This window comes from Corynebacterium sp. HMSC077G07, assembly GCF_001809225.1.
Taxonomy (GTDB): domain Bacteria; phylum Actinomycetota; class Actinomycetes; order Mycobacteriales; family Mycobacteriaceae; genus Corynebacterium; species Corynebacterium jeikeium_D.
The window spans coordinates 1-25877 of record NZ_KV796522.1; the positions used below are offsets into that span (position 1 = coordinate 1).

Here is a 25877-nt window from a genome sequence, read left to right on the forward strand (position 1 = left end):
TTTTTGACATAAACGCAGTCAGTAACTCGGATCGCCAGGCGACCTGCTGGCGCCAGCCAGAAACGCAGCCACTACCAACAGGCACCTAGATAATCAGCAGGCTTACTTCAGCTGCTCCATGCGCTGTGCAATCGACTCGAGCAAGGACTGCCAGGAGTCCACGAACTTCTCCACGCCCTCGCGCTCCAGGACAGCGAAGACGTCATCGAGGTCGATGCCAATCTCGCTGAGCTGAATCATAACGGCGTTGGCTGCGTCACCCTGGCCGCTGACGGCGTCGCGAACCTCGCCCTCGAAGCCCGCGGCAGCACGCAGCGTCTTCTCCGGCATGGTATTCACAGTCTGCGGTGCAGCCAGCTCAGTGACGTAGAGAGTGTCCGGGTAAGCCGGGTTCTTCACACCGGTCGAAGCCCACAGCAGGCGCTGCGGCTTAGCACCGGCGTTTTCCAGCTGTGCCCAGCGAATATTCTGCGCCGAGAAAGTCTCCTCGAACTTGGCGTAAGCTGCACGGGCATTGGCCAGACCAGCCTTGCCGCGCAGAGCCAGGGCCTCCTCGGAGCCGATCTTGTCCAGGCGAGCATCGATTTCGGTGTCAACGCGGGAAACAAACAGCGACGCAACAGAGTGAACCGAAGCCAGGTCTACGCCGTTGTCCTTCGCACGCTCAATGCCCTCGATGAACGCATCAATGACCTGCAGGTAGCGCTCCACCGAGAAAATCAGGGTGACGTTTACCGAGATTCCCTCGGACAGAGCCTGGGTGACAGCCGGCAGGGAAGCATCGGTCGCCGGAATCTTAATCATCGCGTTCTGCTTGCCGACGCGCTCCCAGAGCTTACGGGCCTGCGCAATCGTGGCCTCGTAGTTGTCGGCGTAGCGAGGATCGACCTCGATGGACACACGGCCATCGACACCGTCGGTTTCTTCGGATACACCAGCGAAAAGGTCACAGGCATCGCGGACGTCGTCGATTGCCATCGCGAACACAGCATCTGCCGGGTTCGCACCCTCTGCAGTGAGCTGCGCCAGCTGAGAGTCGTAATCCTCACCGGCGGTCATCGCCGAAGAGAAGATTGCCGGGTTAGTAGTGACACCGACAACCCGAAGCTCTTCAATAAGATTTTTCAAATCGCCCGAGGTGAGGCGCTGGCGCGAAAGATCGTCGAGCCACGCCGAAGTCCCTACCTTGGCGAGCGCTTCCATCGTGGTGTTTCCCATAGTGTTTAACGCCTTTCTGTCAATACCGCTTCGTTGCCTAAAGACTTCGCTAAAAGTTGTATGTCCTTAAACTACTGTGCGTCACAAACAATACTGGCGCTACCGGAGCGCGGTACGGTTTTCACAAATCCCGTCCCGACAACGGCCGATAGCGCCAGGTTTTAACAAACTTACTTAGCAGCCTCGATGGACTCCTTGGCGGCATCGACAACAGCCTCTGCTGTGATGCCGAACTTCTCGAACAGCTCCTTGTACGGAGCCGATGCACCGAAGTGCTCCAGGGAGACAGCGCGACCAGCATCACCCAGGTGGCGGTACCACGGCATTGCAATACCGGCCTCAACCGAGACACGAGCGCGGACGGACTTCGGCAGAACCTGCTCGCGGTAGGCATCGTCCTGCTGCTCGAACCAGTCAAGACACGGAACGGAGACAACGCGGGCGCTGACGCCTTCCTCAGCCAGCTTGTCAGCAGCTTCGACAGCGAGGTGAACTTCCGAACCGGTAGCCATCAGGATGACGTCCGGGGTCTCCTTGGCGCCGTCGACAAGCACGTACGCACCACGACGGACGCCCTCAGCGGCCTTCTCCTTGGTACCTTCCAAGACCGGAACGTTCTGGCGGGTCAGGGCCAGAGCCTTCGGGCCTGCCTCGCCCTGAAGAACAGCGGCCCAAGCCTGAGCGGTCTCGTTAGCGTCAGCCGGGCGGACAGTGGACACACCCGGGATAGCGCGCAGCGAAGCCAGCTGTTCAACAGGCTGGTGCGTCGGACCGTCTTCGCCCAGACCAATGGAGTCGTGAGTCCAGACGTAAATAGGGGAGATGCCCATCAGCGATGCTAGGCGGACAGCCGGACGCATGTAGTCCGAGAAGATAAGGAAGGTGCCACCGTACGGACGGGTACCACCGTGGAGCAGAATGCCGTTGAGGATCGAGCCCATGGCGTGCTCACGAATACCGAAGTGCAGGTTGCGGCCGTACGGGTCGGTGGTCCAGGTGCCGGTGGTGATGGACTTCGGGCCGAAGGACGGCTCACCCTTCAGGACGGTGTTGTTGGAGCCAGCCAGGTCAGCCGAGCCACCCCACAGCTCCGGCAGGGTCTTGCCCAGTGCCTGCAGCGCGGCCTCAGAGGCCTTGCGGGTAGCAACGCCCTTCTCGTCCGGCTCCCAGGTCGGCAGCTCAGCGTCGAAGCCCTCCGGCAGCTCGCCAGCGGTCAGACGGTCCAGCAGAGCCTTGCGCTCCGGGTTAGCATCAGCCCACTCATCAAACTTGACCTGCCACTGTGCGTGAGCCTCAGCACCGCGCTCAACTAGCTTGCGGGTGTGCTCAATGACCTCGTCAGCGACGTTAAAGCTCTTGTCGGTATCGAAGCCGAGAGCTTCCTTGATGCCGACAATCTCCTCGCCACCAAGAGCAGCACCGTGCGAAGCGCCGGTGTTCATCTTCGTCGGAGCCGGGTAAGCGATCACAGTGCGAACGCGAATGAAGGTCGGACGCTCCGTATCCTTCTTGGCCTCCTCGACAGCAGCCTCGAGTGCTGCGACGTCCTCGCCGCCGTCGACCTCAATGACCTGCCAGCCGTAAGCACGGTAGCGATCCGCGACATTCTCGGTGAAAGCAATGGTGGTGTCGTCCTCGATGGAGATGCCGTTGTCATCCCAGAAGACAATCAGGTTGCCCAGCTGCTGAGTGCCGGCCAGCGAGCCGGCCTCGGCAGTGACACCCTCCTGAACGTCACCATCAGAAGCGATGACGTACACGTAGTGGTCGAACGGAGACTCACCCGGAGCAGCTTCCGGGTCGAACAGCCCACGTTCCCGTCGCGAAGCCATGGCAAAACCGACAGCCGACGCCAGCCCCTGACCCAGCGGGCCAGTGGTGATTTCCACGCCGTCAGTGTGGCCGTACTCCGGGTGACCCGGGGTGAGTGCATCCCACGTACGCAGCGCCTTCAGGTCATCGAGCTCCAGGCCAAAACCGCCGAGGTAGAGCTGGACGTACTGCGTCAGAGAGGTGTGACCACAGGAGAGAATGAAACGGTCACGGCCAATCCACTTCGTATCCTTCGGGTCATGGCGCATAACGCGCTGGTAAAGAGAGTAAGCCAGCGGTGCGAGGCTCATCGCAGTGCCGGGGTGCCCCGAACCTGCCTTTTCAACGGCGTCTGCAGCCAGCACACGGGCCGTATCTACGGCCTTCGTATCCAAGTCAGACCAGTCCGAGGGGTAGTTGCGCACAACCCGTGCTTCATGCTCAGTCGACAGTGTCACGTGAATGACTCCTAGTATCCAAATGGATTAGTAAAATTCTCTTCCATACTAACTAGGATTGCGCGCTCCGGGTTCAAACCGGGCCGAATAGCTGAGAGATAAGTCTCAGAGGGCGCGCCGCACATGCTTTACGACGGTCATTATTGGAACCGTTATGATTACCGGTAAACTGATTGCCTGCCCCTCATTTAATTTTGCGGAAAAACTCGTCGGGAACTTTCCGACCGTTACATCCGACTATCTGTAAACGGGGGGTTTGTTTATGGCGCGTGAAAGGGACATTGCTTTGTTGGAAACAGTCAAGGCGTATATTGCACTGACTAAGCCAAGAATTATCGAGCTCCTGCTCGTCGCGGCCATTCCCGCAATGCTTCAGGCTGATCGCGGTCATGTTCACGTTGGACTGATTCTTCTCACCTTGTTCGGTGGTTGGTTGGGTGCCGCAGCTGCGCACACCTTCAACATGGTCATGGATTACGACATTGACCAGAAGATGCGCCGTACTCGCCGTCGCCCGCTCGCGCGCAACCAGGTTAGCCGTCGAGCGGCAGCGATTTTCGGCACTGTCTTGATGATTGCGTCGTTCCTATGGCTGTGGTTGCTGTGTAACTCGCTGCTGGCCGCCGTTTTCATTCTGATTACGATTGCCTTCTACATCTTCGTCTACACGTTGTGGCTGAAGCGCCGTACTGATCAGAACGTAATTTGGGGTGGCGCTGCGGGTTGTATGCCGGTGATGGTCGGCTGGGCCGTAATCACTGACAACAACCCGGAGATTACGGGGCTCGCTCACTGGTGGCAGGCATTCATCCTGTTCCTGCTTATCTTCTTCTGGACTCCGCCGCACACCTGGGCATTGGGCCTGCGCTACAAGGAGGACTACAAGGCCGCTGGCGTGCCGATGATGCCAGTGGTCAAGCCGGCAATCGTCGTTTCCAAGCGCATTATTTACTACACCGCCGCGACCGTGATTACCACTCTGCTGTTGGTTCCGTACGCGGGTTGGATCTATCTGATTGGCGCCGTTGGCGCTGGTGCCTGGTTCCTGTGGGGCGCCATTGACCTGCACCGCCACGTTAAGACCGGTGGCAAGATCAAGCCGATGAAGCTGTTCTTCATGTCGAACAACTACTTGTCTATCGTCTGTGTGGCGCTTTCTCTCGATGCCGTACTCGGATTGCAGACAATTTCGAGCATGTTCTAGGGCAGCTGCTGAGCTCCTTTGAAGAGGCCCTTTCCGGTTGCGGGAAGGGCCTCTTTTTGTGTGTGGAGATGGGCACGGGCTGCAAATGTGAAACTGTGCGAGTTTATGACACTTTCAGGCCATTTTTCGCGCGATTTCTGTCATAAACATAGTCAGTAACTCGGATCGATAAGTGGGCAGACCGCCCCCTTGCACCGCCCGCGCAGCCCGCACCGCCCGCGCAGCCCGCTAGCCACTGGGAAACGCACATCCGAGCACACGGAGCCGAGCAGACAGCAGAACCGCCTAAACACGCACAACCAAAGCGCGTGTTTAGGCGGTTCGAGAAGGAATCAACGGCCGGTAACCACAGTCGTTAACACAGCCGCTGACCGGCAGCTAGCTACGCGGTAACCTCGACGTTCTTCTCCGAAGCAACAGTGGCGGCAGCCGCATCGCCTTCAAGCGAGCCAGTGACTTCTGCGCTCCCACCGACAGTGCGGTAACCGTGCTGGAAAAGTACTGCAGTCAAAGCGGTGCAGATACCAGATCCGGCAACGTGAACCGGCACCAATGCCTCCGGTACACCGGACCAATACTGAATCATTCCAACTACGCCCTGAGCCAAAATGAACACAACGAGTGCGATGGCAACCTTACGCACAGGTGCAAAGGCTTCCGAGGCCAGCAGACCGAAAATGAGGCCGATAACCAGGCCAAGGTAGAGGTACATAAAACCAGCGTGGATATGCGCCAGGTCAACAATCGGTAGCTGGAGGCGATCCTCCGGGAGCACCGAAGCATCTCCAGCGTGTGGTCCCGCACCGGTGACCATAGTTCCGGTAATCAGCGTCATCGTCAGGGCCAAGCCGGAGGCGGCAGCCAGATAGCGCAGATAGCGCGGGTACATGCGGGTAGCAGTGCCGTCGTCAGGCTCCGAAATCTTGACGAAAAGCATGCCAGCGAGCCAGACCAGAATCATCGAAGGCAGGAAGTGCAGCGCTACGGCGTACCACTTCAGGTCAACCCAAACGGAGATACCGCCGATAACAGCCTGGACGATAACGCCGAGACCGTTGAGGAAGGCCAGCAACTTTATTTCCTGACGGCGACCGACACGCATAACCGAAAGGAAGAGCAGAAGTGTCAGAGCAACCAGCACAAAGGTGAGCAGCCGGTTGCCAAACTCAATAATCTGATGGAGCATTTCTGCTTCCCCCGCGACAGGAACGAAGCTGCCTGGGTGACATTCAGGCCACGAAGCACAACCGAGACCTGAACCAGTAACACGGACGATAGAACCGGTTACCGCAATTGCCGCCTGTGCAATCAAAACCAGCAGGGCATAGAGCTTCTGGCGCCCGATTGGTGTCAGCGGCAAAAACGATAGGGGCAAACTTCGATCTGCAGTATTCACATTAAGAAATTCTACCCATGCTGGCGGAAAATGGTAATAAGCGAAACCCCTGCGTTGGGCTGCGCTTTTCTATGCAGATTTCCCGACAGATTCCTAGTCATTCGGCATATCAAAACGGAACCAGCGAGCCGCCAGTGCAGCGCCAAGGACACCCCATGCGATTAGCACCCCGATAGCTGACCAATGGACGGACATGGCCAATGCCGCGGAGATCACGTCGGTAAGCGCGACGGACGGCAAGAGGTGTAGCAGTACAGAGCTGATGTCATCTAACGATGGCGCGACGGCCACATACGTAGTAGCACCAATGAGGATGAACCAGATCAGGTTGGCCAGACCTAGGATTAGCTCGGCTCCCAACGTACCGCCCATGAGCAAGCCCAATGAGGTAAAGACGAACGTTCCCAGAAGCATCCCCACATAAGCCAGCAGCCAGCCGCCAATCGACAGCTCTGCGCCAAGGGAGAGCCCCACGAGACTAAACAGTACGTACTGCAACGTGACGGTGGTGCAGACCGACACAATCTTGCCAGCGATAATGCCCCAGGGTGGCACACCTGAGGCACCGATGCGCTTCAGGGCTCCGTAACGGCGGTCAAAGCCCACGGCAATTGCCTGCCCGGTAAACCCTGCAGACATGACGGAAATCGCCAGCACCATGGGGAAGATACGCTCGAGCGGATCATCGAGCTCCAACACCGGCACCATCACCAGGCCGATGAGCATCGCCAACGGGATAATGATGGTGAGGAGCATTTGCTCACCGTGTCGCCAGAAGAGCTTCGTCTCCAACCACGCCTGCGACATGACCAACTTCGCCATGTCCGAACGCTGTGGCGCTGGGGCGAAAGTGCCCTTCGCAAAGCGGGAGGCATCAGACCTCGGTGCGGTAGTCATTAGCTCCTCATCTCCGTTCCAGTGATCTGCAAGAAGACATCTTCAAGCGATTGCGTCGCCCTATTCATCGAGGTGATCAGCACCTCTTGCTGCTCGCAACTCTGCGCCAAGACAGTCAAGGCGCGCGGTGAAGCCTCACCAATCAGGGAAAACTCTCCACCGCCAGAACGCTGCAGACGCTGTGGAAGACCGGACTCGCTGAAGTTGCGGTTGACCTCTTCGAAGTCAAGGCTGCCTCGAACGCTGATCTTCATAGCAGTGCTTGACGACGTTCCCTGGAGAGCCGATGCGCCTGCGCTAGTGATCTCCTCGGTGGTACCGGCCACAACTAAATGGCCCCGGTCGATAATCGCAACGTCGTCGGCAAGCGATTCGGCCTCGTCCATGAGGTGCGTTGTCAGGACCACGGTGACCCCATCACGGCGCAGCGACGAGATGAGATCCCAGACGGCTAGACGGGACTGAGCATCGAGGCCTGCTGTCGGCTCGTCGAGGAACACAAGCTCCGGGCGTCCGACCAGGGCACATGCGAGCGACAGTCGCTGCTGCTGACCGCCAGAGAGCCTGCGGTAGTTCGTCTTACGATGGCGTTCTAGGCCAACGACTTCAAGGAGCCAATCAGTGTCCAGCGGGTTTGCGGAGTAACTGGCAACGAGGTTCAGCATTTCGCCAACGCGAACACCGGGGTAGGCACCTCCGCCCTGGAGCATGATGCCAATGCGACTGCGCAGTGCTGTGGTTTGAGTGACCGGGTCGAGATCAAGAATGCGAATTCGCCCTTCATCCGGCTTGATGAAGCCCTCACACATTTCAACGGTTGTGGTCTTACCAGCACCGTTGGGGCCGAGGAGCGCAAGAACCCTACCTCGATCCAGGGAAAGCGAAAGGTCTGATACAGCCTCAACGTCATCGAATTTCTTCGTTACGTTCTCAAGGCGCAGAGCAGGAGAATTGGCAGCGTTATTCACGGTTAGTCAGTCTAATCTCACAGTTTTAATGAAGGCGAAATACCTTAGATCGCGTCGAGTACGCCAAGATGACGAACATGACTGCGACGAAGAATACCAACGCCAGTAGGTAAATCTGAGCGACGGTGCCCGGAGGCAACCCCAGGCCGCGTGGTAGTACTACAAAACTGAAAATTGCCGAGTACAGAACCACGGCAATGCGAAATTGTACCCGGTTGGCCCAAGCGGACAGGGGCACGATGGCCCATAGCAGGTACCAGGGGTGCACGACGGGGAAGAGGATTACTAGAGCGAACATCGCGAGGCCGTAGCCGCCGAGCGGGTGAATGCGCCCACGGAACGTCGCTAACAGCATGCGCAGGAGCCAGGCAGCCACCAGCACTACGCCAATGCCGCGGGTAAACAGCAAAGCACTGTCGCTGATATCGCCAAGCCCCAGAAGCCTGCCGAAGAAACCAGCGATAATCCCGAGCAGGGTAGTCAACGACATCCAACTGCGCACCGTTGCGGCGCCACCCTGCGCGGTGATCCAACCAAAGCCCAGACCAGTTGCTAAGGAAACAACGACTGCCGTGACGACGGTTATTGCGCCCGTCACTACCGCGGAAAGAGCAACGGCCTTCCAGGTGCTGCCAAACTTTCGGGCCAGCCACATGCCGGCAAAGCCGAGCGCCACGAAACCGGTGACTTTGACCATTCCGGCGAGGCTGATGAGCACGATACCGCCTGCATACAGCGCCCACGATCTACCTCGGCTTTGGTTCTCGTGTCCGATCGGTCCGGGTTCTGGCAGCTCATCGGGCACCATCGATTGCGCAGGGCCGTGGATAGCTCGCAGACACAGTTCGAGACCAACGAGCAGGAGAGCCAGCAGCAGGGCCTCATTGTGGATACCGCCCACCAGGTGCAGCAATACCAGCGGATTGAGCGTGCCCAGCCAGAGCGTGAACTGAGAGCTAACGCCGCAGCGGCGACCAAGCTGCACCAGCGCCCAGGACACCACGAGAAGCGAAACAATGGCGACGAGTCGATGCAGAAAGACGGAAGCGATCACCCCGTCGCTGGTTATTTTGGCGATACCCCATGCCACTGCGAGGGCTGTGGGGCCGTATGGGCTCGGAGAGTGCGACCAAATCAATGGCACCGATCGGGCAAGTGGGTCGTTGGCTCCCAATAGGTCAACAGGCCCTGCGAGGTAGGGATCCATACCCCGCTCCACAATTGCAGCCTGCGCCAAATAGGAATAGATATCCTGCGTAAACAGGGGAGCGGTAAACATCAAGGGCAATACCCATGCCGCGTAGGTGCGTATGAGCATCGGAGTAGTCACTGCGGTGACGCGAGTCCGCGCACCGGCCAGAACGAAAGCGCCGACACCCAACCAGGCTGTGACTAACATGCCAATGCCCACGAAGGTGACGATTGTCGTTGCCACCAACATTCGACCGAGGATTAGCCCAAGTGGTGTACCCCAAAACTCATTTCCAACCACCGGTGTCGCGCCTGCGCCGATCCCGGCGACCATAATAAAGACCGCCCCGAGAGCACCCAGCCAACGCAGCCAGGTGAAGCGTCGGAGTTCGCGGTAATTGATGCGGTGTTGGAGCGGCTGTTCTGAGCCCTGGTGGAGGGTTGCCGACCTAGAACCGGCCAGACCAATCTTCGGAATGGCGTCACGCACCCCGAGAGCGTCGTCGAAGGTGGACGAGCGGCGCGGGGTAGGTCGGTTAGTTTTCACAAGGTCACATAGTAGACGATTCGACACGCCGAAAGGGCGTTCTAATCAGCGACGTTGCATTGATATTTAAATGCGTTGGACATTGTGACCCAATTACGACACAATTATGTTGTCTAATACACCAGCGGCGCAAGTGGGATACTTGCCTCGCTGAGCCACCTAGACACCCATTATTATCCAGCAGTCCAATCGCAGGAGGTGACTCACCAGTCATGGCAGATCGGAAGCCGACAGTCAATGATGGTGATACGCGCAAGCGCATTCTCCAATTGCTTCTGGAACACAACCCGGCGTCCGCGACTTTTATCGCAGACACCCTGGGACTATCCGCTGCAGGCGTCCGCCGTCATATTGACATTCTGGTGGACGAAGGTCTTGCCGAAACCGCTCCGGCACCCAGCACCGGCCCCCGGGGCCGAGGCAGGCCAGCAAAGTCCTATCGCCTGACAGATCGGGGCCGCGCTAGATTCGGGCACGCTTACGACGATCTTGCCAGTGCAGCTCTGACCGCACTGCGCAAGGCCGGTGGTGAGCAGGCAGTTGCCCAGTTTGCCCGTCAGCGCATTGATGACATTCTGCTCGGCGTCACGCCAGTGGGGCAGGACGCAGAGAAGGAAGAGGTCGTAGAGGCCGTCGTCGATGCTTTCCGACGGGCCGGGTACGCGGCAACTATCAACCAGAACACTGGCGGCGTGCAAATTTGCCAGCACCATTGCCCAATTAGCCACGTAGCCTCCGAGTTTCCGGAGCTCTGCGCGGCGGAGCATGAAGCCGTTAGTAAATTATTAGGTCAGCACACCCAACCGTTGGCGACTATCGCTGATGGAAACGGTATCTGCACTACGAATATCCCACTCACTCCCGTAACAAAGACACTTACTGAATCGCCACAAGAAAGGAGCGGAGAATGACCCTCGCCCATGAGAACTCCACCGACGTGGCTGAATCCACGAAGGCTGCCACTCCGCAGACTGACGAAGAGATTATCGAGTCCATTGGTGCCTACCAGTTCGGTTGGCACGACCCGGATACCGCTGGCGCTTCCGCGAAGCGTGGCCTGTCTGAAGCGGTCGTTCGCGATATTTCGGCTAAGAAGAACGAGCCGGAGTGGATGCTTGAACGTCGCTTGAAGGCTTTGGAAATCTTCGACCGCAAGCCGCTGCCCACCTGGGGCGCGGATTTGTCGGGCATCGACTTCGACAACATTAAGTACTTCGTTCGCTCCACCGAGAAGCAGGCCCAGACCTGGGAAGACCTGCCGGAGGATATTAAGAACACCTACGACAAGCTCGGCATTCCGGAGGCTGAGAAGCAGCGCCTGGTCGCAGGTGTCGCCGCTCAGTACGAGTCTGAGGTTGTCTACCACCAGATTCGCGAGGATCTGGAGGCCCAGGGCGTTATCTTCCTGGACACCGACACCGCTCTCAAGGAGCACCCGGAGCTGTTTAAGGAGTACTTCGGCACCGTCATTCCGTCCGGTGACAACAAGTTCTCCGCTCTTAACACCGCAGTCTGGTCCGGCGGCTCCTTCATTTACGTGCCGAAGGGCGTCCACGTGGACATCCCACTGCAGGCATACTTCCGTATCAACACGGAAAACATGGGACAGTTCGAGCGCACGCTCATTATTGTCGACGAAGATGCCTACGTGCACTACGTCGAGGGCTGTACCGCTCCGATTTACAAGTCCGACTCGCTGCACTCGGCTGTTGTGGAGATCATCGTGAAGAAGGGTGGCCGCTGCCGCTACACCACGATCCAGAACTGGTCGAACAACGTCTACAACCTGGTTACCAAGCGCACCAAGTGCGAAGAGGGCGCAACCATGGAGTGGATTGACGGCAACATCGGTTCCAAGGTCACCATGAAGTACCCGGCAGTGTGGATGACCGGTCCGCATGCCAAGGGCGAGGTGCTGTCCGTGGCTATGGCTGGCGAGGGCCAGTTCCAGGACACCGGCGCCAAGATGGTGCACATGGCTCCGCACACGAGCTCCAACATCGTGTCCAAGTCCGTGGCCCGCAACGGTGGACGCGCTGCCTACCGCGGTCTGGTGCAGGTCAACAAGGGTGCCAAGCACTCGCACTCCAACGTCGAGTGTGACGCACTCCTGGTGGACACGATTTCACGTTCGGACACGTACCCATACGTGGATGTCCGCGAGGACGACGTCACCCTCGGCCACGAGGCAACGGTTTCCAAGGTCTCTGACGATCAGCTTTTCTACCTGATGAGCCGCGGCATCGAGGAAGAAGATGCAATGGCCATGGTCGTGCGCGGCTTTGTCGAGCCCATCGCCAAGGAGCTCCCGATGGAATACGCCCTCGAGCTCAACCGCCTCATTGAACTGCAGATGGAAGGTTCGGTCGGTTAATACCAATGACTACGACGATTAACAACGAAAACCAGGCTGCTCATAGCCGCCGCGTGCTGGCGAACAAGGGCGACGTTTTCACATCCTTCAACGTGGAGGACTTCGCCGTGCCGCATGGCAAGGATGAAGAGTGGAAGTTCACGCCGCTGCGTAAGCTCCGCGGTCTCCACAACGGCACCGCAGCAGAGCCGGTTGCAGCCTCAATTTCGGTCGAGACTGCTGGTCAGGATGGCGTCGCTGTGGACGTCGTCAAGCGTGACGACGAGCGCCTTGGTCGCGCCGGCGCCCCAACGGACCGCGTGGCAGCACAGGCGTACTCCAACTTCGACGATGCGCACATCGTGACCTTCGCGAAGAACTCGGTTTCCAAGGAGCCTGTCGTCATCGACATCGACGGTCCGGGCGAGGACAACGTGTCCTACGGCCATATCGTCATTGACGTGCAGTCTCACGCCGAGGCCGTCTGCGTCATTAACTACCGAGGCAGTGGCACGTTCGCGGACAACATCGAGTTCGTAATCGGCGACGGCGCCAAGCTGGGTGTCGTGACCATGGTGAACTGGAACGAAGATGCCGTTCATGGTTCGGCGCACCACGTTCATGTCGGCCGGGATGCTACGCTGCGCCACACTGTCGCAACGTTTGGCGGCGAGGTTGTCCGTATCGTTCCGCGCGTTGCTTTCACGGCACCCGGCGGCGACGTCGATCTGCTGGGCGTGTACTTCGCCGATGCCGGTCAGTACTTTGAAAACCGCATGCTGGTCGACCACGCTGTGCCGAACTGCCGCTCCAACGTGATGTACAAGGGCGCGCTGCAGGGCGAGCCGAATGTCGCTCATCGTGAGGCCCGCACCGCGTGGGTGGGAGACGTGCTCATTCGTGCAGAAGCGACGGGCACCGACACCTACGAGCTCAACCGCAACCTGCTGCTCACCGAAGGCGCGCGTGCCGACGCAGTTCCGAACCTGGAAATTGAAACCGGTGAGATTGCCGGTGCTGGGCACGCTGCCACCGTTGGCCGCTTCGACGAGGAACAGCTCTTCTACCTGCTCTCGCGCGGTATTCCGGAGCTGGCCGCTCGCCGTCTGGTGGTTCGCGGCTTCTTCAGCGAGGTCATCAACCTGATTCCGGTCGAGTCCGTTCGCGAGAAGCTTGAAAAGCTCGTTGACGAAGAGCTCAACACCGCTGGCTTCTAACCGCTTATCTTCTTTCTCACCCTTTCCGTCCTGTCAACCCGGAAGTGCCGGGGACAGGCCACTTACACCGATTAAAGGAAAAGATTTCACTATGAGCACTTTGGAAATCCGTAACCTCCACGCGCAGGTGCTGCCGACCGATGAGTCCGCCGAGCCCAAGGAGATTTTGAAGGGCGTCAACCTGACGATCAACTCCGGCGAAACCCACGCTGTGATGGGGCCGAACGGCTCTGGTAAATCCACCCTGAGCTACACCATCGCAGGTCACCCGCGTTACGAAGTCACCGAGGGCGAGATTCTCCTCGACGGCGAAAACGTGCTGGAGATGAGCGTCGACGAGCGCGCTCGCGCTGGGCTCTTCCTGGCAATGCAGTACCCGGTCGAGGTCACCGGCGTGTCCATGTCCAACTTCCTGCGCTCTGCAGCAACCGCTGTCCGCGGCGAGGCTCCGAAGCTGCGCCACTGGGTCAAGGAGGTCCGTGAGGCAATGGCTGACCTGGAGATCGATTCGTCGTTCTCCGAGCGCTCCGTCAACGAGGGCTTCTCCGGTGGCGAGAAGAAGCGTCACGAGATTCTGCAGCTCGACCTGCTGAAGCCGAAGTTCGCCATCCTGGACGAGACCGACTCCGGCCTGGACGTCGACGCTCTGCGCGTTGTCTCTGACGGCATTAACCGCTACCAGGACGAAAACGACGGCGGCATTCTGATCATTACTCACTACCAGCGCATCCTGAACTACGTGAAGCCGGACTTCGTCCACGTCTTCCACGATGGTCGCTTCATCACCTCCGGTGGCCCGGAGCTTGCAGACGAGCTGGAAGAGCACGGCTACGAGAAGTACATCAATGCCTAACGCCGAACTACTCAGCCCATCACTCCGCGAGGACTTTCCGATTCTGTCGCGCACTGTCCGTGACGGAAAGCGGCTGGTCTACCTGGATTCCGGAGCGACCTCGCAGCGCCCCAAGCAAGTCATCGATGCTGAGGTGGAGTTCCTAACCCACCACAATGCACCGGTGCACCGCGGTGCCTACGAGATTGCTGAGGAGGCCACGGACGCCTACGAAGATGCCCGCGAAGCCATTGCAGGCTTCATCGGCGCCGACTATGACGAGCTGGTCTTCACCAAGAACGCCACCGAAGCGTTGAACACAGTGGCATTCGTGCTTGGCGACGACCGCGCAGGTCAGTACCAGGTCGGCGAGGGTGACGAGATTGTCGTCACTGAGCTGGAGCATCACGCGAACTTGGTGCCGTGGCAGGAGCTGGCTCGCCGCACTGGTGCGACACTGCGTTGGTATGGCGTGACTGAAGACGGCCGCATTGATATGGACTCGCTGGAGCTCAGCGAGAAGACCAAAGTTGTGGCCTTTACCCATCAGTCAAACGTCACCGGTGCAGTAACCGATGTGAAGGAAATGGTGCGCCGTGCTCGCGAGGTCGGAGCGCTGGTAGTCCTCGATGCCTGCCAGTCGGTGCCGCATATGCCTGTCGACGTCAAGGAGCTCGATGTGGACTTCCTGGCGTTCTCCGGCCACAAGATGCTCGGCCCCAACGGGGTCGGCGCGCTCTACGGTCGCCGGGAACTGCTCGAGGCACTGCCGCCGTTCCTCACTGGTGGCTCGATGATTGAGGTCGTCACCATGGAGAAGACCACCTTCGCGGCGCCTCCGCAGCGCTTCGAGGCGGGTACCATGATGACCTCCCAGGTCGTCGGCCTGGGTGCTGCGGTGAAGTACCTGGATGCCATCGGTATGGATAAGGTAGCTGCTCATGAGCACCACCTGACCGCGCTCGCACTGGAGAAGCTGCAGGAAATTGATGGCGTGACCATCATCGGTCCGACTACTCCAGAACAGCGTGGCTCTGCAGTCTCCTTCAAGGTCGAGGGCATTCACCCGCACGATCTTGGCCAGGTTTTAGACGACCAGGGCGTGTGCATCCGCGTCGGTCACCATTGCGCGTGGCCAATTCACCAAATCCTCAACGCCCAGTCGACCGCCCGGGCATCCTTCTACATCTACAACACGGAAGAGGACGTTCAGGCGCTTGCCGACGCAGTGCGCCATGCACAGAAGTTCTTCGGTGTCACCCCGTAGCTTTAAGAAAGGAGAAGGACATGAAGCTCGAGCAGATGTACCAGGAAGTTATCCTGGATCACTACAAGCATCCGCAGCATGCGGGTTTGCGGGAGCCTTTCAATACGGAAGTGCATCACGTCAACCCGTCGTGTGGCGATGAACTCACGCTTCGCGTCACTCTGAACGACGACCTCACCGTCGTCAATGACGTCTCCTATGACGCCGTGGGCTGTTCTATCTCGCAAGCCTCCACCTCAGTTATGGCTGAGGAGATTGTCGGCAAGACTGTCGACGAGGCCATGGCCAAGCTTGCCGAGTTCGAGAAGATGGTCACGTCCCGAGGCAAGATTGAGGGCGATGAGGACATTATCGGCGATGGGATTGCCTTCGCTGGAGTTTCTAAGTACCCCGCCCGCGTGAAGTGCGCACTTCTCGGATGGAAAGCTTTCCAGGCCGCAACCGCTGAGGCCCTGGCCAACGCTGCTGAAGGCAACGGCGTTGGTACCGCGACTGTAACCGTTACCAATGACGAGGAAGGCCATCGCCATGACTGAACCAATCGCTAATGACGCCACCTCGCCCGCACAGCCTGATGCTGTCGACGAGGACACCATGACTACTGGTGCTCCCATTGATGAGGGGGATGCGTACGAGTCCATCACCGTCCCGCCGGCACCGGAGCAGACCGAAGCCGATAACAAGCTGGCTATCCAGGTTGAAGAGGCAATGTACGAGGTTGTTGACCCGGAACTTGGAGTCAACGTCGTGGACCTGGGCCTGGTATATGACATCTGGATTGAAGAAGGCGACATTGCCGCTATCTTCATGACACTCACGTCCCCGGCCTGCCCGCTGACCGATATGCTCACCGACCAGACTGCCTCCGAGGTTATGAAGGTCGAGGGTATCCGCGACTTCCGCCTCAACTGGGTCTGGTCCCCGGCATGGGGCCCACACATGATCACTGAGGACGGCCGCGAGCAGATGCGCGCTCTCGGTTTCTCGGTCTAGATGATCAGTGACAGCGGTGATTAGGGAACCGCTACGCTAAAAGTGCTTGGCGACGAGCTCCTGGCTCGTTCAGCTAGGCACTTTTTCGTTTGTTTTTTGAGTTGCTGACTGCGTTTATGGCCGGGATCGGTAGGGCGATGCGAGTTACTGACTGCATTTATGTCAAAAATGGCTCAAAAAATGGCCTGAAAGCGTCATAAAATTGCACAGTTTCACATCTGCAGCCCGTATTCACACGAGCATCCCCGCAATTTTTTCGAGCTGTCCGACTCGGAGCTAAAAACGACCCCACCTGGCGCTGAAAAGTGCCAAGCGGGGTCGCTATTGTCTTCGACTGCTAATCCAAGTTGTGAGAGTTAGATGCGAGATGCATAGCTACTCGCATCTATTCACAGCTCTTCGCAGCTATTCGCGACTCATGTCTGCGGTGGCCGGGTCAACGAGCTTGGAGCCCGTGACCTTCTTATGGATGAACCACAGCAGGACGAATACCGGAATACCCAGGTACGGAGTGAGGATAGCGAAGATATTTTCGCCAGTGCGGATCGGATCAAGTGCCTGTCCGGCCACCACAAAGAAGCACATAATCAGTGCCAGCACAGCACCGGCAGGGAAAAAGTTCGCCTTGTAGGGAAGCGAACCCAACGGGATGTTCTGGGCCTTCAGACACTTGCGGAAGCGGTAGTGACTGTAAGAGATGCCAAACCAGGTGATAAAGCCCGCGAGCGCAGAAAGTGTCAACAAGAAGGTGTACGCCACGCCATCGCCTACCAATGAAGTAATGAAGCCAGCCATACCGATCACAGCGGTGGCAATCAGAGCGCGCAGCGGAACGCCGTGCCCGGAAAGCTTGCCGAAGTAACGCGGAGCGTGTCCCTGGCGGGCCAGGGAAAACAGCATACGAGTGGACACATACATACCGGAGTTACCCGCGGACAAGACCGAAGTCAGAATGACAGCGTTCATCAGGCCAGCGGCAATCGCGATACCTGCGCGTTCAAAGACCAGGGTGAACGGTGAAATGGAAATGTTGTCCTCGGCGGCGTTCAGAAGATTCGGGTCCGTGTACGCAATAAGGAAACCAATAACAGCGATGGCACCGATGTAGAACAGCAGGATACGCCAGAAGATAGTGCGAATCGCGCGGGGAATCGTACGCTCAGGATCCTCGGCCTCACCTGCTGCTACACCAACCATCTCGGTGCCCTGGAAGGAGTATCCGGCTACGACGAAGACAGCCAACAGTCCCATTCCGCCATTGACGAATGGGGCGTCGCCCGTGGTCCAGTTTTCGAAGCCGGGGGAGGACCCGCCCAAGATGCCGAAAATCATGCCGACACCAAGAACGAGGAAGACGATGACGGTAATGACCTTGATGGTCGCAAACCAAAACTCACCCTCGCCGAATGCACGTGCGGACAGGGCATTCAGCCCGAATAGAATCGCGAGGAAGAGCGCGGACCAGATGATTGAAGGCACATCCGGGAACCAATAGCGCATCACCAGCGCAGCAGCGACGAGCTCTGCGGCCACAGTAATCGCCCAGTTAAACCAGTAGTTCCAGCCCATGGCAAAGCCGAAGGATTCTGAGACGTATCGGCGACCGTACTCCTGGAAGGAACCGGGCACCGGCAGGTAAGCGGCCATCTCGCCGAGAGACTGCATAACCAGCCACACCATGATGCCGATAAGAGCGTAAGCGATAAGCGCACCGCCTGGACCGGCCTGCGAAATGGTCGCACCGGAGGCAACAAACAGGCCCGTACCAATGGCACCACCAATGGCAATCATGTTCAGGTGGCGAGCTCTCAGCCTGCGCTGAAGCTTATGGTTTTGTGAGGAAGTCTCCTCAGATTGCGTCGAAGTCATTCATTTATCATAAGCGTTTGTACTCCGGTGAATGCAAAAACCACACCGCTTTAATTGTTGGTATCACCCCACAAATCGGCTGATGTATATGCTCCCGGTCAACGAGTTCTCCATCTCCCAGGTCCCCGCACAAACCCAGCGATGAGCTTTCCGCACGTACGCGGACTCATTTTCAGCAAAGGCACGGCCACTTTCGCCATAGCGCGAAGCGTCGTCAGTGGGGATGTCCCTATCAAATAGGCAAAAATGTCCTTCTCCGGCAACGAAAAGAACGCCCGGAAAAACGCACCCGTCTGTCGTGCATCGAACCCCAGCAACGCCGCGAGCCCACGTTCGCGTAGCCATCGCTGCAATCGCATGCTTAACGACGTCCCCAGCGTCCGGCTTCCCTTCTTTTCCATATCGGCCAAGAAGCGGTCGACATCTTCGATAACCGAACCCACCGAGTAACCAGTGGCAGGATGCATCCAACCACCAGCAAAGCCGAAGAGAGTGCCCATGGATGGTCCACTGTGCGTCACGTCACCGCGGCGAGAGGGAAGGTTTGCCAGTAGGGGAAAGGACACCACTTCTTCGTCGATGGCCAGATCTTCCGAAAGCCCCAGGGACTTCAACCGTGCACTTTGGCGTCTACGCAACAGCGCTAGAAGTACGGAGTCATCGGCCTCACCGCCGCTGCCGACTGGCGCACCGGCTTCGCCACGATACCCGTCAACCATAGGAGTCGGAGTAGCGAGAATGGTCTCTTCAATGAGGAAGGTCCTGTCATCCAAGAAAATGCGATAGGAGAAACTAGCCGGCTCTGTCGCTGGGTCAACCGGTTCAGCCGGAGTGAAGTCCATGAAAACTGCGCGGCGGTGGGCGCTGGGGACGTCGTCAAGCGAAAAGATGTGCCCGATGGCGAGCTGCCGTACCTGCCCACCTCGCCCGACTGCGGCGTGCGTGCGCCCGGTGGTGACAATTGTGATGTCAGTACCCGTGGTTTCGGAATCGGTGAGTGCGCGGCGTTCGATGTGGAAACCGCCAAGTTCTTGCAGGCAGTCCTTGTTAACAACGCCGTAGTTGCGGGCAAGCTGACGTTCGGTGCCGTCGGCAAGAATGACGCTGGGTTGAAAAGTGGCGGCGAGGAAGTCGCTGGGCAACCAGTCGGGGAGTTGGTCGCACCAGAGACCAATCGTCGAGGGCAGTGTGCCACCGGCTGGGTCATAAGCGGTGACATCCCAGCCGCGAGCGGATGCACGGTGGGCGGCGATTCTTCCGGCGGGCCCGAGGCCGACGACGGAGGCGGTCACGGGAAATGAAGTCATAACTGGTAGGCTACTCGTTCGTGATTGTGACCCATGACCTTGAAGTCCGAGTCGGCGCCCGTACCCTGCTCACTGCTCCGGGTGAGCAGCTGCGCGTCCAGCCGGGAGACCGGATTGGACTCGTCGGGCGAAATGGTGCTGGCAAAACGACGACTATGCGTATTCTCTCCGGTGAAACTGAACCCTATGGCGGTTCAGTAGTGCGCTCTGGCTCGATTGGTTACCTGCCACAGGACTCGCGCGAGGGCAACATCGACATCTCCGCCCGCGACCGTGTGCTGTCGGCGCGAGGTCTTGACCAAATCCGCCGCAGCATGGATCGCCAACAGGAGATCATGGAGACCGCGACCACTGACACGAAACGCGATGCGGCGATTCGGAAGTTTTCGCGTCTCGAGGAGCGCTACCACGACCTCGGCGGCTACGAGGCGAACGCCGAGGCAGCCCGCATTTGCGACGCGCTGGGGTTGCCGGAGCGCGTACTCGACCAGCCGCTGAAAACGCTTTCGGGTGGTCAGCGCCGCCGCGTCGAGCTTGCTCAGATTCTCTTCGCCGCTACCGAAGGCTCGGGCAAGTCCGCCACGACGCTGCTTCTCGACGAGCCGACGAACCACCTCGATGCGGATTCGATTACCTGGCTGCGCGAATTCCTCAGTAAGCATGAGGGCGGCTTGATTATGATTTCGCACGATGTCGAGCTGCTCGAGGCCGTGTGTAACAAAGTCTGGTTCCTCGATGCGGTGCGCGCCGAAGCTGATGTGTACAACATGGGCTGGAAGAACTACCTGTCGGCACGCGCGACCGATGAGGCTCGACGTCGCCGTGAGTTCGCCAACGCGGAGAAGAAGGCCAGCGCACTGCGCAAGCAGGCCGAGAAGCTAGGCGCGAAGGCGACGAAGGCCCGTGCGGCCAAGCAGATGGTGGCTCGTGCTGAGCGCATGATGGACAGTCTCGACGAAGTCCGCGTCGAGGATAAGGTCGCCCACATTTCCTTCCCCGAGCCGGCGCCCTGTGGCAAGACTCCGCTCAACGCCACGGGACTGACCAAGATGTATGGCTCGTTGGAGGTCTTCGCCGGTGTTGATCTTGCGATTGACAAGGGTTCCCGCGTGGTTGTCCTCGGCTTCAATGGTGCTGGTAAGACGACGCTGCTGAAGCTACTCGCCGGTGTGGAGCGCACCGATGGCGAAGGCGGCATTGTCTCCGGCCACGGCCTGCGCATCGGCTACTTCGCCCAGGAGCACGACACGATTGATCCGGACAAGACTGTCTGGGAAAACACCGTCTACGCCTGCCCTGACGTCAACGAGCCGGAGCTGCGGAGCCTGCTCGGTGCCTTTATGTTCTCCGGCGACAAGCTGCAGCAGCCAGCGGGAACCCTCTCCGGTGGTGAGAAGACGCGTCTGGCGCTGGCGACGCTGGTTAGCTCCCGCGCAAACGTCCTGCTTCTCGACGAGCCCACTAACAACCTCGACCCGCAGTCCCGCGAACAGGTTCTCGATGCACTTCGCACTTACACCGGGGCCGTCGTTCTGGTTACCCACGATCCAGGTGCGGTCAAGGCGCTAGAGCCCGAGCGCGTCATCGTGCTTCCCGACGGCACCGAAGACCTCTGGAGCGACGACTACATGGAAATCGTCGAGCTGGCTTAAGACGGATCCATTGGCCCTGGCAGGTAACCGTCCTGCTGAGCGAGCCTATACATCTCCGACTTGTTAAGGCTGTTCTCGGCCCGGCCAGCTGCCGCATACTTGGCTCGAATACGACCCAAGTAGTCCAACACGGTGTTCGGTGTCAGCCCTGTCATCGACGCGACTCGCTTCGTCGACTCACCGGAGGCGTAAAGCTCCAGTACCTCACGCTGGCGTTCTGACAAATCGACAGAGTCGAGCAGGGGATCAGAGTCAACTACCGATGCCCATTCTGTAGTCAGCGCACCCTTGCCAAGTGCCGCCAGCCGTACTGCAGACACGATTGTCTCCCGGGTTTCCGATTTTTGCACAACCCCCATCACTCCGGTACGCACTGCCTTTCGGACAAGGTATGGGCTTTCAGCTGACGAGAGGATGAGCACGTGATCGGTAACCAATTCCAGCGACAGAACGTTCTGCGCTGGATCTGAATTATCCGCCAGCCGTAGATCCAGCACGACCACATCCAGGCGGTCATCGGTGCCCACATCGGCCAGTAGCTCCGGCACAGTTTGATAACAGCCGACGAGCTCAAAGTCTGGCTCTGCAGAAAGCAGGGTTTCGAGCCCCTGCAGAGTCAAGGCATGATCATCAATCGCAGCAACGCGAAGCAAACGATCCGACTGCACGCTGTAATCTCCGATGTTGTCGGAGTCAATTGCAGCCGAGACGTCGATGGAAGCATTGCTCATTCCCGCAATATTCTCCCTAGTCACGTGACATCACTATCCTCTCACCGGCTTCATCAAACCTTTGCACTCCATTGTCATCAGAAATAGATGCAAATGCACGTCTGCCCGGGGGCAATAGGCGAATTGTTACCGATCCTTCTTCGGCGTTATCGATTGCTTCGAGGAAGTTCGGCATCAACTTGGCCACCGCGGAATCGTCGTCGACAAGCGGAATACGGCGCACATCGGTGCTATCGGAAACGGCCTGCGTGTGATTGCGGTCATCGAGGAGCCGGACATGAACACCTCTTGCGCGGGCATCCCAAACAGCTTGGTGAAGGGACCCAACATTTAGATGCGGCGAACGTAGGACGTCTCGGAGAAGCTGCTCTGTAAGCCGCGCACGCAACTGCAGTCGCGGGGTCGGTTCTTCCAAAACTGCAGCGGCGCTAAAAATGGGGCCGACCCGGCGCTGCAGCCATTCGTAGTTACTCTGGCTGCTAATTTCGTACTCTTTTGCGGCCCCGGCAGCGTACAGCGCACGATTATAATCCTGAATAGACTGCGGAACGGTGCGCATAAAAAAGCGGACCATGATGGACGTCAAAATTCCCGCGACCAACATCACGGAGCGAACTAACAGGTCAACTCCAGAGATACTGATGTGGGTCGTATCCGAGGGGGCAAAGGGGAAGAACTTGAGAAGCTCCACCATGATCGCGCCACCGAGCACTGAATTCAGCGCAACCCAGGGGCGGCCGCGGATGGCGAGCAATGCAGATGCAAAAGAAATTAAGCTAAAGTGCCAGAAATACGACCATTCCAAATTATTTGGAATGGGCTGGTAGAGCCCCACCACAGCTAATACAACGATCGCGACACCAGTTACGATTGCACGGGCTAACGGCAATTGTGAATGGCGGCCATACATAATCAGCCCGAGAAGGCCGATCGCTAATGCCAGACTGATTTGCCCGGCCGCGGTAAATAATTGTCCATTACTGACTAGAACCATGAACAACACGCCGACGATCGCGCCGTAGAACTGCCAGGAAAAAACAATTGACATTCCCATGAGGTCATACAGCGATGTCGTGTGAGCGGAGGAATCGACTACATCTTCCTCTTCCACAGGAGAGGTATTACCGTGCCATTTGAGAATAACCTGAGTACCTTTCCCAGGCTTTGAATTAACGAGAGCATCTCCACCGCGAAGGGCCTCCATTCGCCCTTTAACGCTCAACCGGATACCTGCACGATGCGGGTCAATTCCCTCGGGGTCGAACCCGGTGCCATCGTCACGAAAATCAATGGACACCTCTCCCGAGGCAACACGAATGTGGCATTTCTTTTCCGCTGCGGCACCTGCGTGACGCTTGGCATTATTTGCCACCTCGGTTGCGGCTAATAGGAACGTGTTAGCAACTTCTCCTGGCAGCCGAACTGGACCGCCTTCTTCGCTGGTGTCTAGCGTTACCGAAATGTCGGGGCTCACCGACATCAATTGCGCCCGTACAGCCTCAGCAAAAGTTCTACCGCTTACTGTTTGCCGAGGCGAGAAAAACAGCCCAGTCTGCTCGTCTAGCGAGAAGTCAATCTTAGAGCCCTTACCGATTGCAGACAGTGCGGCCAATACATAGTCATGGACATAGGCGTTGAAGCTGCTCATCGCCTCGCCGCGGACACGCATACGCTCCGCTCTCTCATTGACCTTCCGAGAGTTCTCGTAGGTGAAGTCAATAAGCCTTGCGACGGGTTGTGCAGAGCCTGCAATAATCACAAATGGAAAAGTGTTGATGAGATTGAAACCAACATCCGACAACATGTCGAGCCAAAAAGTGTGTCCCAGCAACCACGAATTAATGACCGCAATAAGTCCGGGAACAAATACCATCACGGACAAACTGATGTGGAGTGGCACTGTCAGAGCAAATGCAGCGAGGGCTAAACCTGAAAATGGGCTATACCAGAGCGCATTTCCAACGAGGTTATGAGGGAGATCCCAATAGGTTGAAACCAACATCAGGAAAACCAACATGATGTACATCGGCACACGCAGTGCGGTGATAAGGCCTCGCCGCGTATTATTAATCACAGCCCAAATCAGCAACATATCGCTGAGAATGAATATGAGCAGTGATGCAAAAGGGAACCAGTGGCTCAGAAAGTTTTCAAAGGGGACAGAACGAACAGCCGATTCAACCTGCCACAAAAAGCCGGTGACGGCAATAATAATCGCGCCGGATCGCAGCACAGACATTTCAATTGATGGTGACTGTCCGGCAAGTGCCGAATCGGGATTCCACCTCTCCATGCGACAATCACATTCCTTTTGCTTATTGCCACTAGACAAAACTAATTAGTCTCTACATGCGGTATGGAGCCGAGCGAAATTCTGAAGAATACGCCCACTTCGAGCAACATCCAACTGTCGCGCGGCCGACACCGCTTTAAGATCTGTTCCTGGTAAATAGTAGCCCTCATTTGCGTAAATCTGGAGACGCTGGGCAAATGTGTTGGCATCTAATTCCGGGTGAAACTGCGTCGCATATGCATTGCGGCCCAACCGAAACATCTGTACGGGGCAGTCCTTACCAGTTGCCAACAACGTAGCGTCGCCAGGCAGTTCTTCGATGGCCTCCTTGTGGCCGACGATGGCGTGAAAGTGGGCCGGTAAACCATCAAGAATTGGATCTGATTCGCCATCTGGAGTTGCAGCTACTTCGATTACAGCTGCCTGCTCCCCGTGCTTGCGGGAGACACGGCCATGGCCAGCAGTACCGAGCAGGCCGACGCCATAACAAGCTCCGAAGAAGGGGAAGTCTCGTTCGAGCACTTCTGCCAACAAATCCTCGAACCAGGTCTCGACTTCCTTCTGTAGATAGCTCTTATCGTCATCAGAGGCGTTAAAGGGTCCTCCGCCAACGATTACGCCCGAGTAGTTATCTAGATTCAGATTCCCCGGACGAGACTGTTCCAGGCGAATTTGATGCAACTTTGCCGGCGCCAATGCACACCTCCTGGCAAATGAGAGATGTTCAGCGTGAGTTGCGGCATCTTCGCCGCGTGTGGAAAGCAAGAGGAAGGGCTTGGCGGAGGTAGACATTTGCGGGAACAAATTTCGTGAAAAAGGGAGCTAGAGGGGGACGGAGACTACTGCACCACTAGCAGGCTCGGATTGGCTGCATGCGTACATACGTGCATAAATCGGGGGATGATTGACGAGACGGCCTGGAGGTCCACATCAGATACCTTTAGTCGAATCGCGTCGACTTCCAACGGGTCAAAGTAACCGACGTCGGTGTAGAAAGACATTCTGCGGAGCAGTCCGTTAGCATTCATCTCCGGATGAAATTGGGTAACCCAGTTATTCGATCCGATCGAGTACATCTGCACCGGACAGGTTGGACCTGTGGCAAGCAAAGTTGCGTGATTGGGAAGTTCCGCAACGGATTCCTTGTGGCCAGTCAACGCATAAAAAACCGGAGGCAACACCGAAGCTATTGGATCTTGAGTGGCGGCTTCGGTGAGCTCTACCCGGGTAGAACCCGCTACTTCGCCGTGGCGCAGGTTAACCAAACCACCCGAAGTAAAGGCTGTGTAGCTAGCGCCGTAGCAGATAAGCAGTGCGGGGACAGGACTCCTAAGTACGTCGTAAAGCACATCGTGCGAATACTTCTGCAAACCCGAATGCTCAAGGTCGGTGATGTTAAATGGGCTGCCTCCGACAAATACGCCGTCATAGGAGGTCAGGTCGGGCAACTTAGCGCCGACAGCGTCGATGGTAAACAGATCCAACTGGCTGGGCTCAAGCCCGGTGGAATCCAGAAAGTCCTGGTACTCGGCTTGCCCCGCACCATCTGCGGGGCGGAGCGCCACCAACAAAAACTTACCCACACTCATAAATAGACAGCTTAGTCCATATTGGGTGAAATCTATGCATTGTCACCGGTCAAACGGGATAAATGTACGGAAGAAAGCCAGAA

The 25877-nt window shown here is 57.8% G+C and carries 21 protein-coding genes; 9 read left to right on the top strand and 12 right to left on the bottom strand.

The features are described 5' to 3' along the window. Positions 1-102 precede the first annotated feature (102 nt). Entirely contained in the window at positions 103-1218 is a 1116-nt protein-coding gene (tal, locus tag HMPREF2562_RS01670; protein WP_049193475.1) for a transaldolase, read from the bottom strand. Positions 1219-1388: 170 nt separating this feature from the next. Further along, entirely contained in the window at positions 1389-3488 is a 2100-nt protein-coding gene (gene tkt / locus HMPREF2562_RS01675; protein WP_070549501.1) for a transketolase, read from the bottom strand. 289 nt (positions 3489-3777) lie between these two features. On the opposite strand from tkt, the gene HMPREF2562_RS01680 reads away from it, so the two are divergent. Further along, on the top strand, positions 3778-4692 hold the full coding sequence (locus HMPREF2562_RS01680) for a heme o synthase (RefSeq protein WP_172954651.1): 915 nt from the start codon (positions 3778-3780) through the stop codon (positions 4690-4692). Between the two features lie 382 nt (positions 4693-5074). Here HMPREF2562_RS01680 and HMPREF2562_RS01685 read toward each other — a convergent pair whose 3' ends face one another. From HMPREF2562_RS01685 to mptB, 4 genes are all read right to left on the bottom strand, one after another. Then, the gene (locus tag HMPREF2562_RS01685; RefSeq protein ID WP_016422745.1) at positions 5075-6088 is read right to left on the bottom strand and encodes a COX15/CtaA family protein; all 1014 of its coding nucleotides are present in this window, start codon (positions 6086-6088) and stop codon (positions 5075-5077) included. A gap of 93 nt (positions 6089-6181) precedes the next feature. After that, entirely contained in the window at positions 6182-6985 is an 804-nt protein-coding gene (locus tag HMPREF2562_RS01690) for an ABC transporter permease (RefSeq protein WP_070549503.1), read from the bottom strand. Further along, complete coding sequence (locus HMPREF2562_RS01695; RefSeq protein WP_070547106.1) at positions 6985-7953, bottom strand: ABC transporter ATP-binding protein; 969 nt, start codon at positions 7951-7953, stop codon at positions 6985-6987. The genes HMPREF2562_RS01690 and HMPREF2562_RS01695 overlap by 1 nt, the downstream gene beginning before the upstream one ends. Positions 7954-7978: 25 nt before the next feature. Continuing rightward, a complete protein-coding gene (mptB, locus tag HMPREF2562_RS01700) occupies positions 7979-9718 on the bottom strand; it encodes a polyprenol phosphomannose-dependent alpha 1,6 mannosyltransferase MptB (RefSeq protein WP_049193480.1) in 1740 nt (579 codons plus the stop codon). Between the two features lie 185 nt (positions 9719-9903). Here mptB and HMPREF2562_RS01705 point away from each other — a divergent pair, with 185 nt between their 5' ends. The 7 genes from HMPREF2562_RS01705 (at position 9904) to HMPREF2562_RS01735 (ending at position 16353) form a co-directional block, all read left to right on the top strand. Continuing rightward, the gene (locus HMPREF2562_RS01705) at positions 9904-10602 is read left to right on the top strand and encodes a helix-turn-helix transcriptional regulator (protein WP_048734176.1); all 699 of its coding nucleotides are present in this window, start codon (positions 9904-9906) and stop codon (positions 10600-10602) included. Next, on the top strand, positions 10599-12065 hold the full coding sequence (sufB, locus tag HMPREF2562_RS01710) for a Fe-S cluster assembly protein SufB (protein ID WP_016422750.1): 1467 nt from the start codon (positions 10599-10601) through the stop codon (positions 12063-12065). Before HMPREF2562_RS01705 ends, sufB begins: the two co-directional genes overlap by 4 nt. A 5-nt stretch (positions 12066-12070) precedes the next feature. Beyond that, on the top strand, positions 12071-13261 hold the full coding sequence (gene sufD / locus HMPREF2562_RS01715) for a Fe-S cluster assembly protein SufD (protein WP_070549505.1): 1191 nt from the start codon (positions 12071-12073) through the stop codon (positions 13259-13261). A gap of 91 nt (positions 13262-13352) precedes the next feature. Next, on the top strand, positions 13353-14114 hold the full coding sequence (sufC, locus tag HMPREF2562_RS01720) for a Fe-S cluster assembly ATPase SufC (protein WP_016422752.1): 762 nt from the start codon (positions 13353-13355) through the stop codon (positions 14112-14114). After that, positions 14107-15360, top strand: a complete 1254-nt coding sequence (locus HMPREF2562_RS01725; RefSeq protein WP_016422753.1) for a cysteine desulfurase — start codon at positions 14107-14109, stop codon at positions 15358-15360. The genes sufC and HMPREF2562_RS01725 overlap by 8 nt, the downstream gene beginning before the upstream one ends. 20 nt (positions 15361-15380) lie before the next feature. After that, positions 15381-15896 carry a Fe-S cluster assembly sulfur transfer protein SufU gene (gene sufU / locus HMPREF2562_RS01730; RefSeq protein ID WP_016422754.1) on the top strand — a complete coding sequence of 172 codons (516 nt, stop codon included), beginning with the start codon at positions 15381-15383 and terminating at the stop codon, positions 15894-15896. Beyond that, positions 15889-16353 carry a metal-sulfur cluster assembly factor gene (locus tag HMPREF2562_RS01735; protein ID WP_016422755.1) on the top strand — a complete coding sequence of 155 codons (465 nt, stop codon included), beginning with the start codon at positions 15889-15891 and terminating at the stop codon, positions 16351-16353. The genes sufU and HMPREF2562_RS01735 overlap by 8 nt, the downstream gene beginning before the upstream one ends. 405 nt (positions 16354-16758) lie before the next feature. Here HMPREF2562_RS01735 and HMPREF2562_RS01740 read toward each other — a convergent pair whose 3' ends face one another. Further along, positions 16759-18222, bottom strand: a complete 1464-nt coding sequence (locus tag HMPREF2562_RS01740) for an amino acid permease (protein ID WP_042388689.1) — start codon at positions 18220-18222, stop codon at positions 16759-16761. Between the two features lie 98 nt (positions 18223-18320). After that, a complete protein-coding gene (locus tag HMPREF2562_RS01745; protein WP_016422757.1) occupies positions 18321-19529 on the bottom strand; it encodes a lycopene cyclase family protein in 1209 nt (402 codons plus the stop codon). Positions 19530-19549: 20 nt separating this feature from the next. Between HMPREF2562_RS01745 and HMPREF2562_RS01750 the strand changes: the two genes are divergently transcribed. Beyond that, a complete protein-coding gene (locus tag HMPREF2562_RS01750; RefSeq protein WP_038625400.1) occupies positions 19550-21181 on the top strand; it encodes an ABC-F family ATP-binding cassette domain-containing protein in 1632 nt (543 codons plus the stop codon). Here HMPREF2562_RS01750 and HMPREF2562_RS01755 read toward each other — a convergent pair. The 4 genes from HMPREF2562_RS01755 to HMPREF2562_RS01770 are packed head-to-tail and all read right to left on the bottom strand — an operon-like array spanning position 21178 to position 25794. Then, entirely contained in the window at positions 21178-21936 is a 759-nt protein-coding gene (locus HMPREF2562_RS01755) for a response regulator transcription factor (protein ID WP_239660007.1), read from the bottom strand. The two genes, HMPREF2562_RS01750 and HMPREF2562_RS01755, sit on opposite strands and share 4 nt — an antisense overlap. Further along, entirely contained in the window at positions 21929-24205 is a 2277-nt protein-coding gene (locus HMPREF2562_RS01760; protein ID WP_016422760.1) for a sensor histidine kinase, read from the bottom strand. Before HMPREF2562_RS01760 ends, HMPREF2562_RS01755 begins: the two co-directional genes overlap by 8 nt. A gap of 45 nt (positions 24206-24250) precedes the next feature. After that, positions 24251-24997: a glutamine amidotransferase gene (locus tag HMPREF2562_RS01765; RefSeq protein WP_083295683.1), complete on the bottom strand. Its 747-nt coding sequence runs from the start codon at positions 24995-24997 to the stop codon at positions 24251-24253. Between the two features lie 47 nt (positions 24998-25044). Beyond that, positions 25045-25794, bottom strand: coding sequence for a glutamine amidotransferase-related protein (locus HMPREF2562_RS01770; RefSeq protein WP_016422762.1), 750 nt, complete (start codon positions 25792-25794; stop codon positions 25045-25047). Positions 25795-25877 lie beyond the last annotated feature (83 nt).

Excerpts from the sequence above, each read along its gene's own strand:
- tal (WP_049193475.1), bottom strand. The coding sequence starts at position 1,218 with ATGGGAAACACCACGATGGAAGCGCTCGCCAAGGTAGGGACTTCGGCG.
- HMPREF2562_RS01690 (WP_070549503.1), bottom strand. The coding sequence starts at position 6,985 with ATGACTACCGCACCGAGGTCTGATGCCTCCCGCTTTGCGAAGGGCACT.
- HMPREF2562_RS01705 (WP_048734176.1), top strand. The coding sequence starts at position 9,904 with ATGGCAGATCGGAAGCCGACAGTCAATGATGGTGATACGCGCAAGCGC.
- sufB (WP_016422750.1), top strand. The coding sequence starts at position 10,599 with ATGACCCTCGCCCATGAGAACTCCACCGACGTGGCTGAATCCACGAAG.
- sufD (WP_070549505.1), top strand. The coding sequence starts at position 12,071 with ATGACTACGACGATTAACAACGAAAACCAGGCTGCTCATAGCCGCCGC.
- sufC (WP_016422752.1), top strand. The coding sequence starts at position 13,353 with ATGAGCACTTTGGAAATCCGTAACCTCCACGCGCAGGTGCTGCCGACC.
- HMPREF2562_RS01725 (WP_016422753.1), top strand. The coding sequence starts at position 14,107 with ATGCCTAACGCCGAACTACTCAGCCCATCACTCCGCGAGGACTTTCCG.
- sufU (WP_016422754.1), top strand. The coding sequence starts at position 15,381 with ATGAAGCTCGAGCAGATGTACCAGGAAGTTATCCTGGATCACTACAAG.
- HMPREF2562_RS01735 (WP_016422755.1), top strand. The coding sequence starts at position 15,889 with ATGACTGAACCAATCGCTAATGACGCCACCTCGCCCGCACAGCCTGAT.
- HMPREF2562_RS01740 (WP_042388689.1), bottom strand. The coding sequence starts at position 18,222 with ATGACTTCGACGCAATCTGAGGAGACTTCCTCACAAAACCATAAGCTT.
- HMPREF2562_RS01745 (WP_016422757.1), bottom strand. The coding sequence starts at position 19,529 with ATGACTTCATTTCCCGTGACCGCCTCCGTCGTCGGCCTCGGGCCCGCC.
- HMPREF2562_RS01760 (WP_016422760.1), bottom strand. The coding sequence starts at position 24,205 with ATGGAGAGGTGGAATCCCGATTCGGCACTTGCCGGACAGTCACCATCA.
- HMPREF2562_RS01765 (WP_083295683.1), bottom strand. The coding sequence starts at position 24,997 with ATGTCTACCTCCGCCAAGCCCTTCCTCTTGCTTTCCACACGCGGCGAA.
- HMPREF2562_RS01770 (WP_016422762.1), bottom strand. The coding sequence starts at position 25,794 with ATGAGTGTGGGTAAGTTTTTGTTGGTGGCGCTCCGCCCCGCAGATGGT.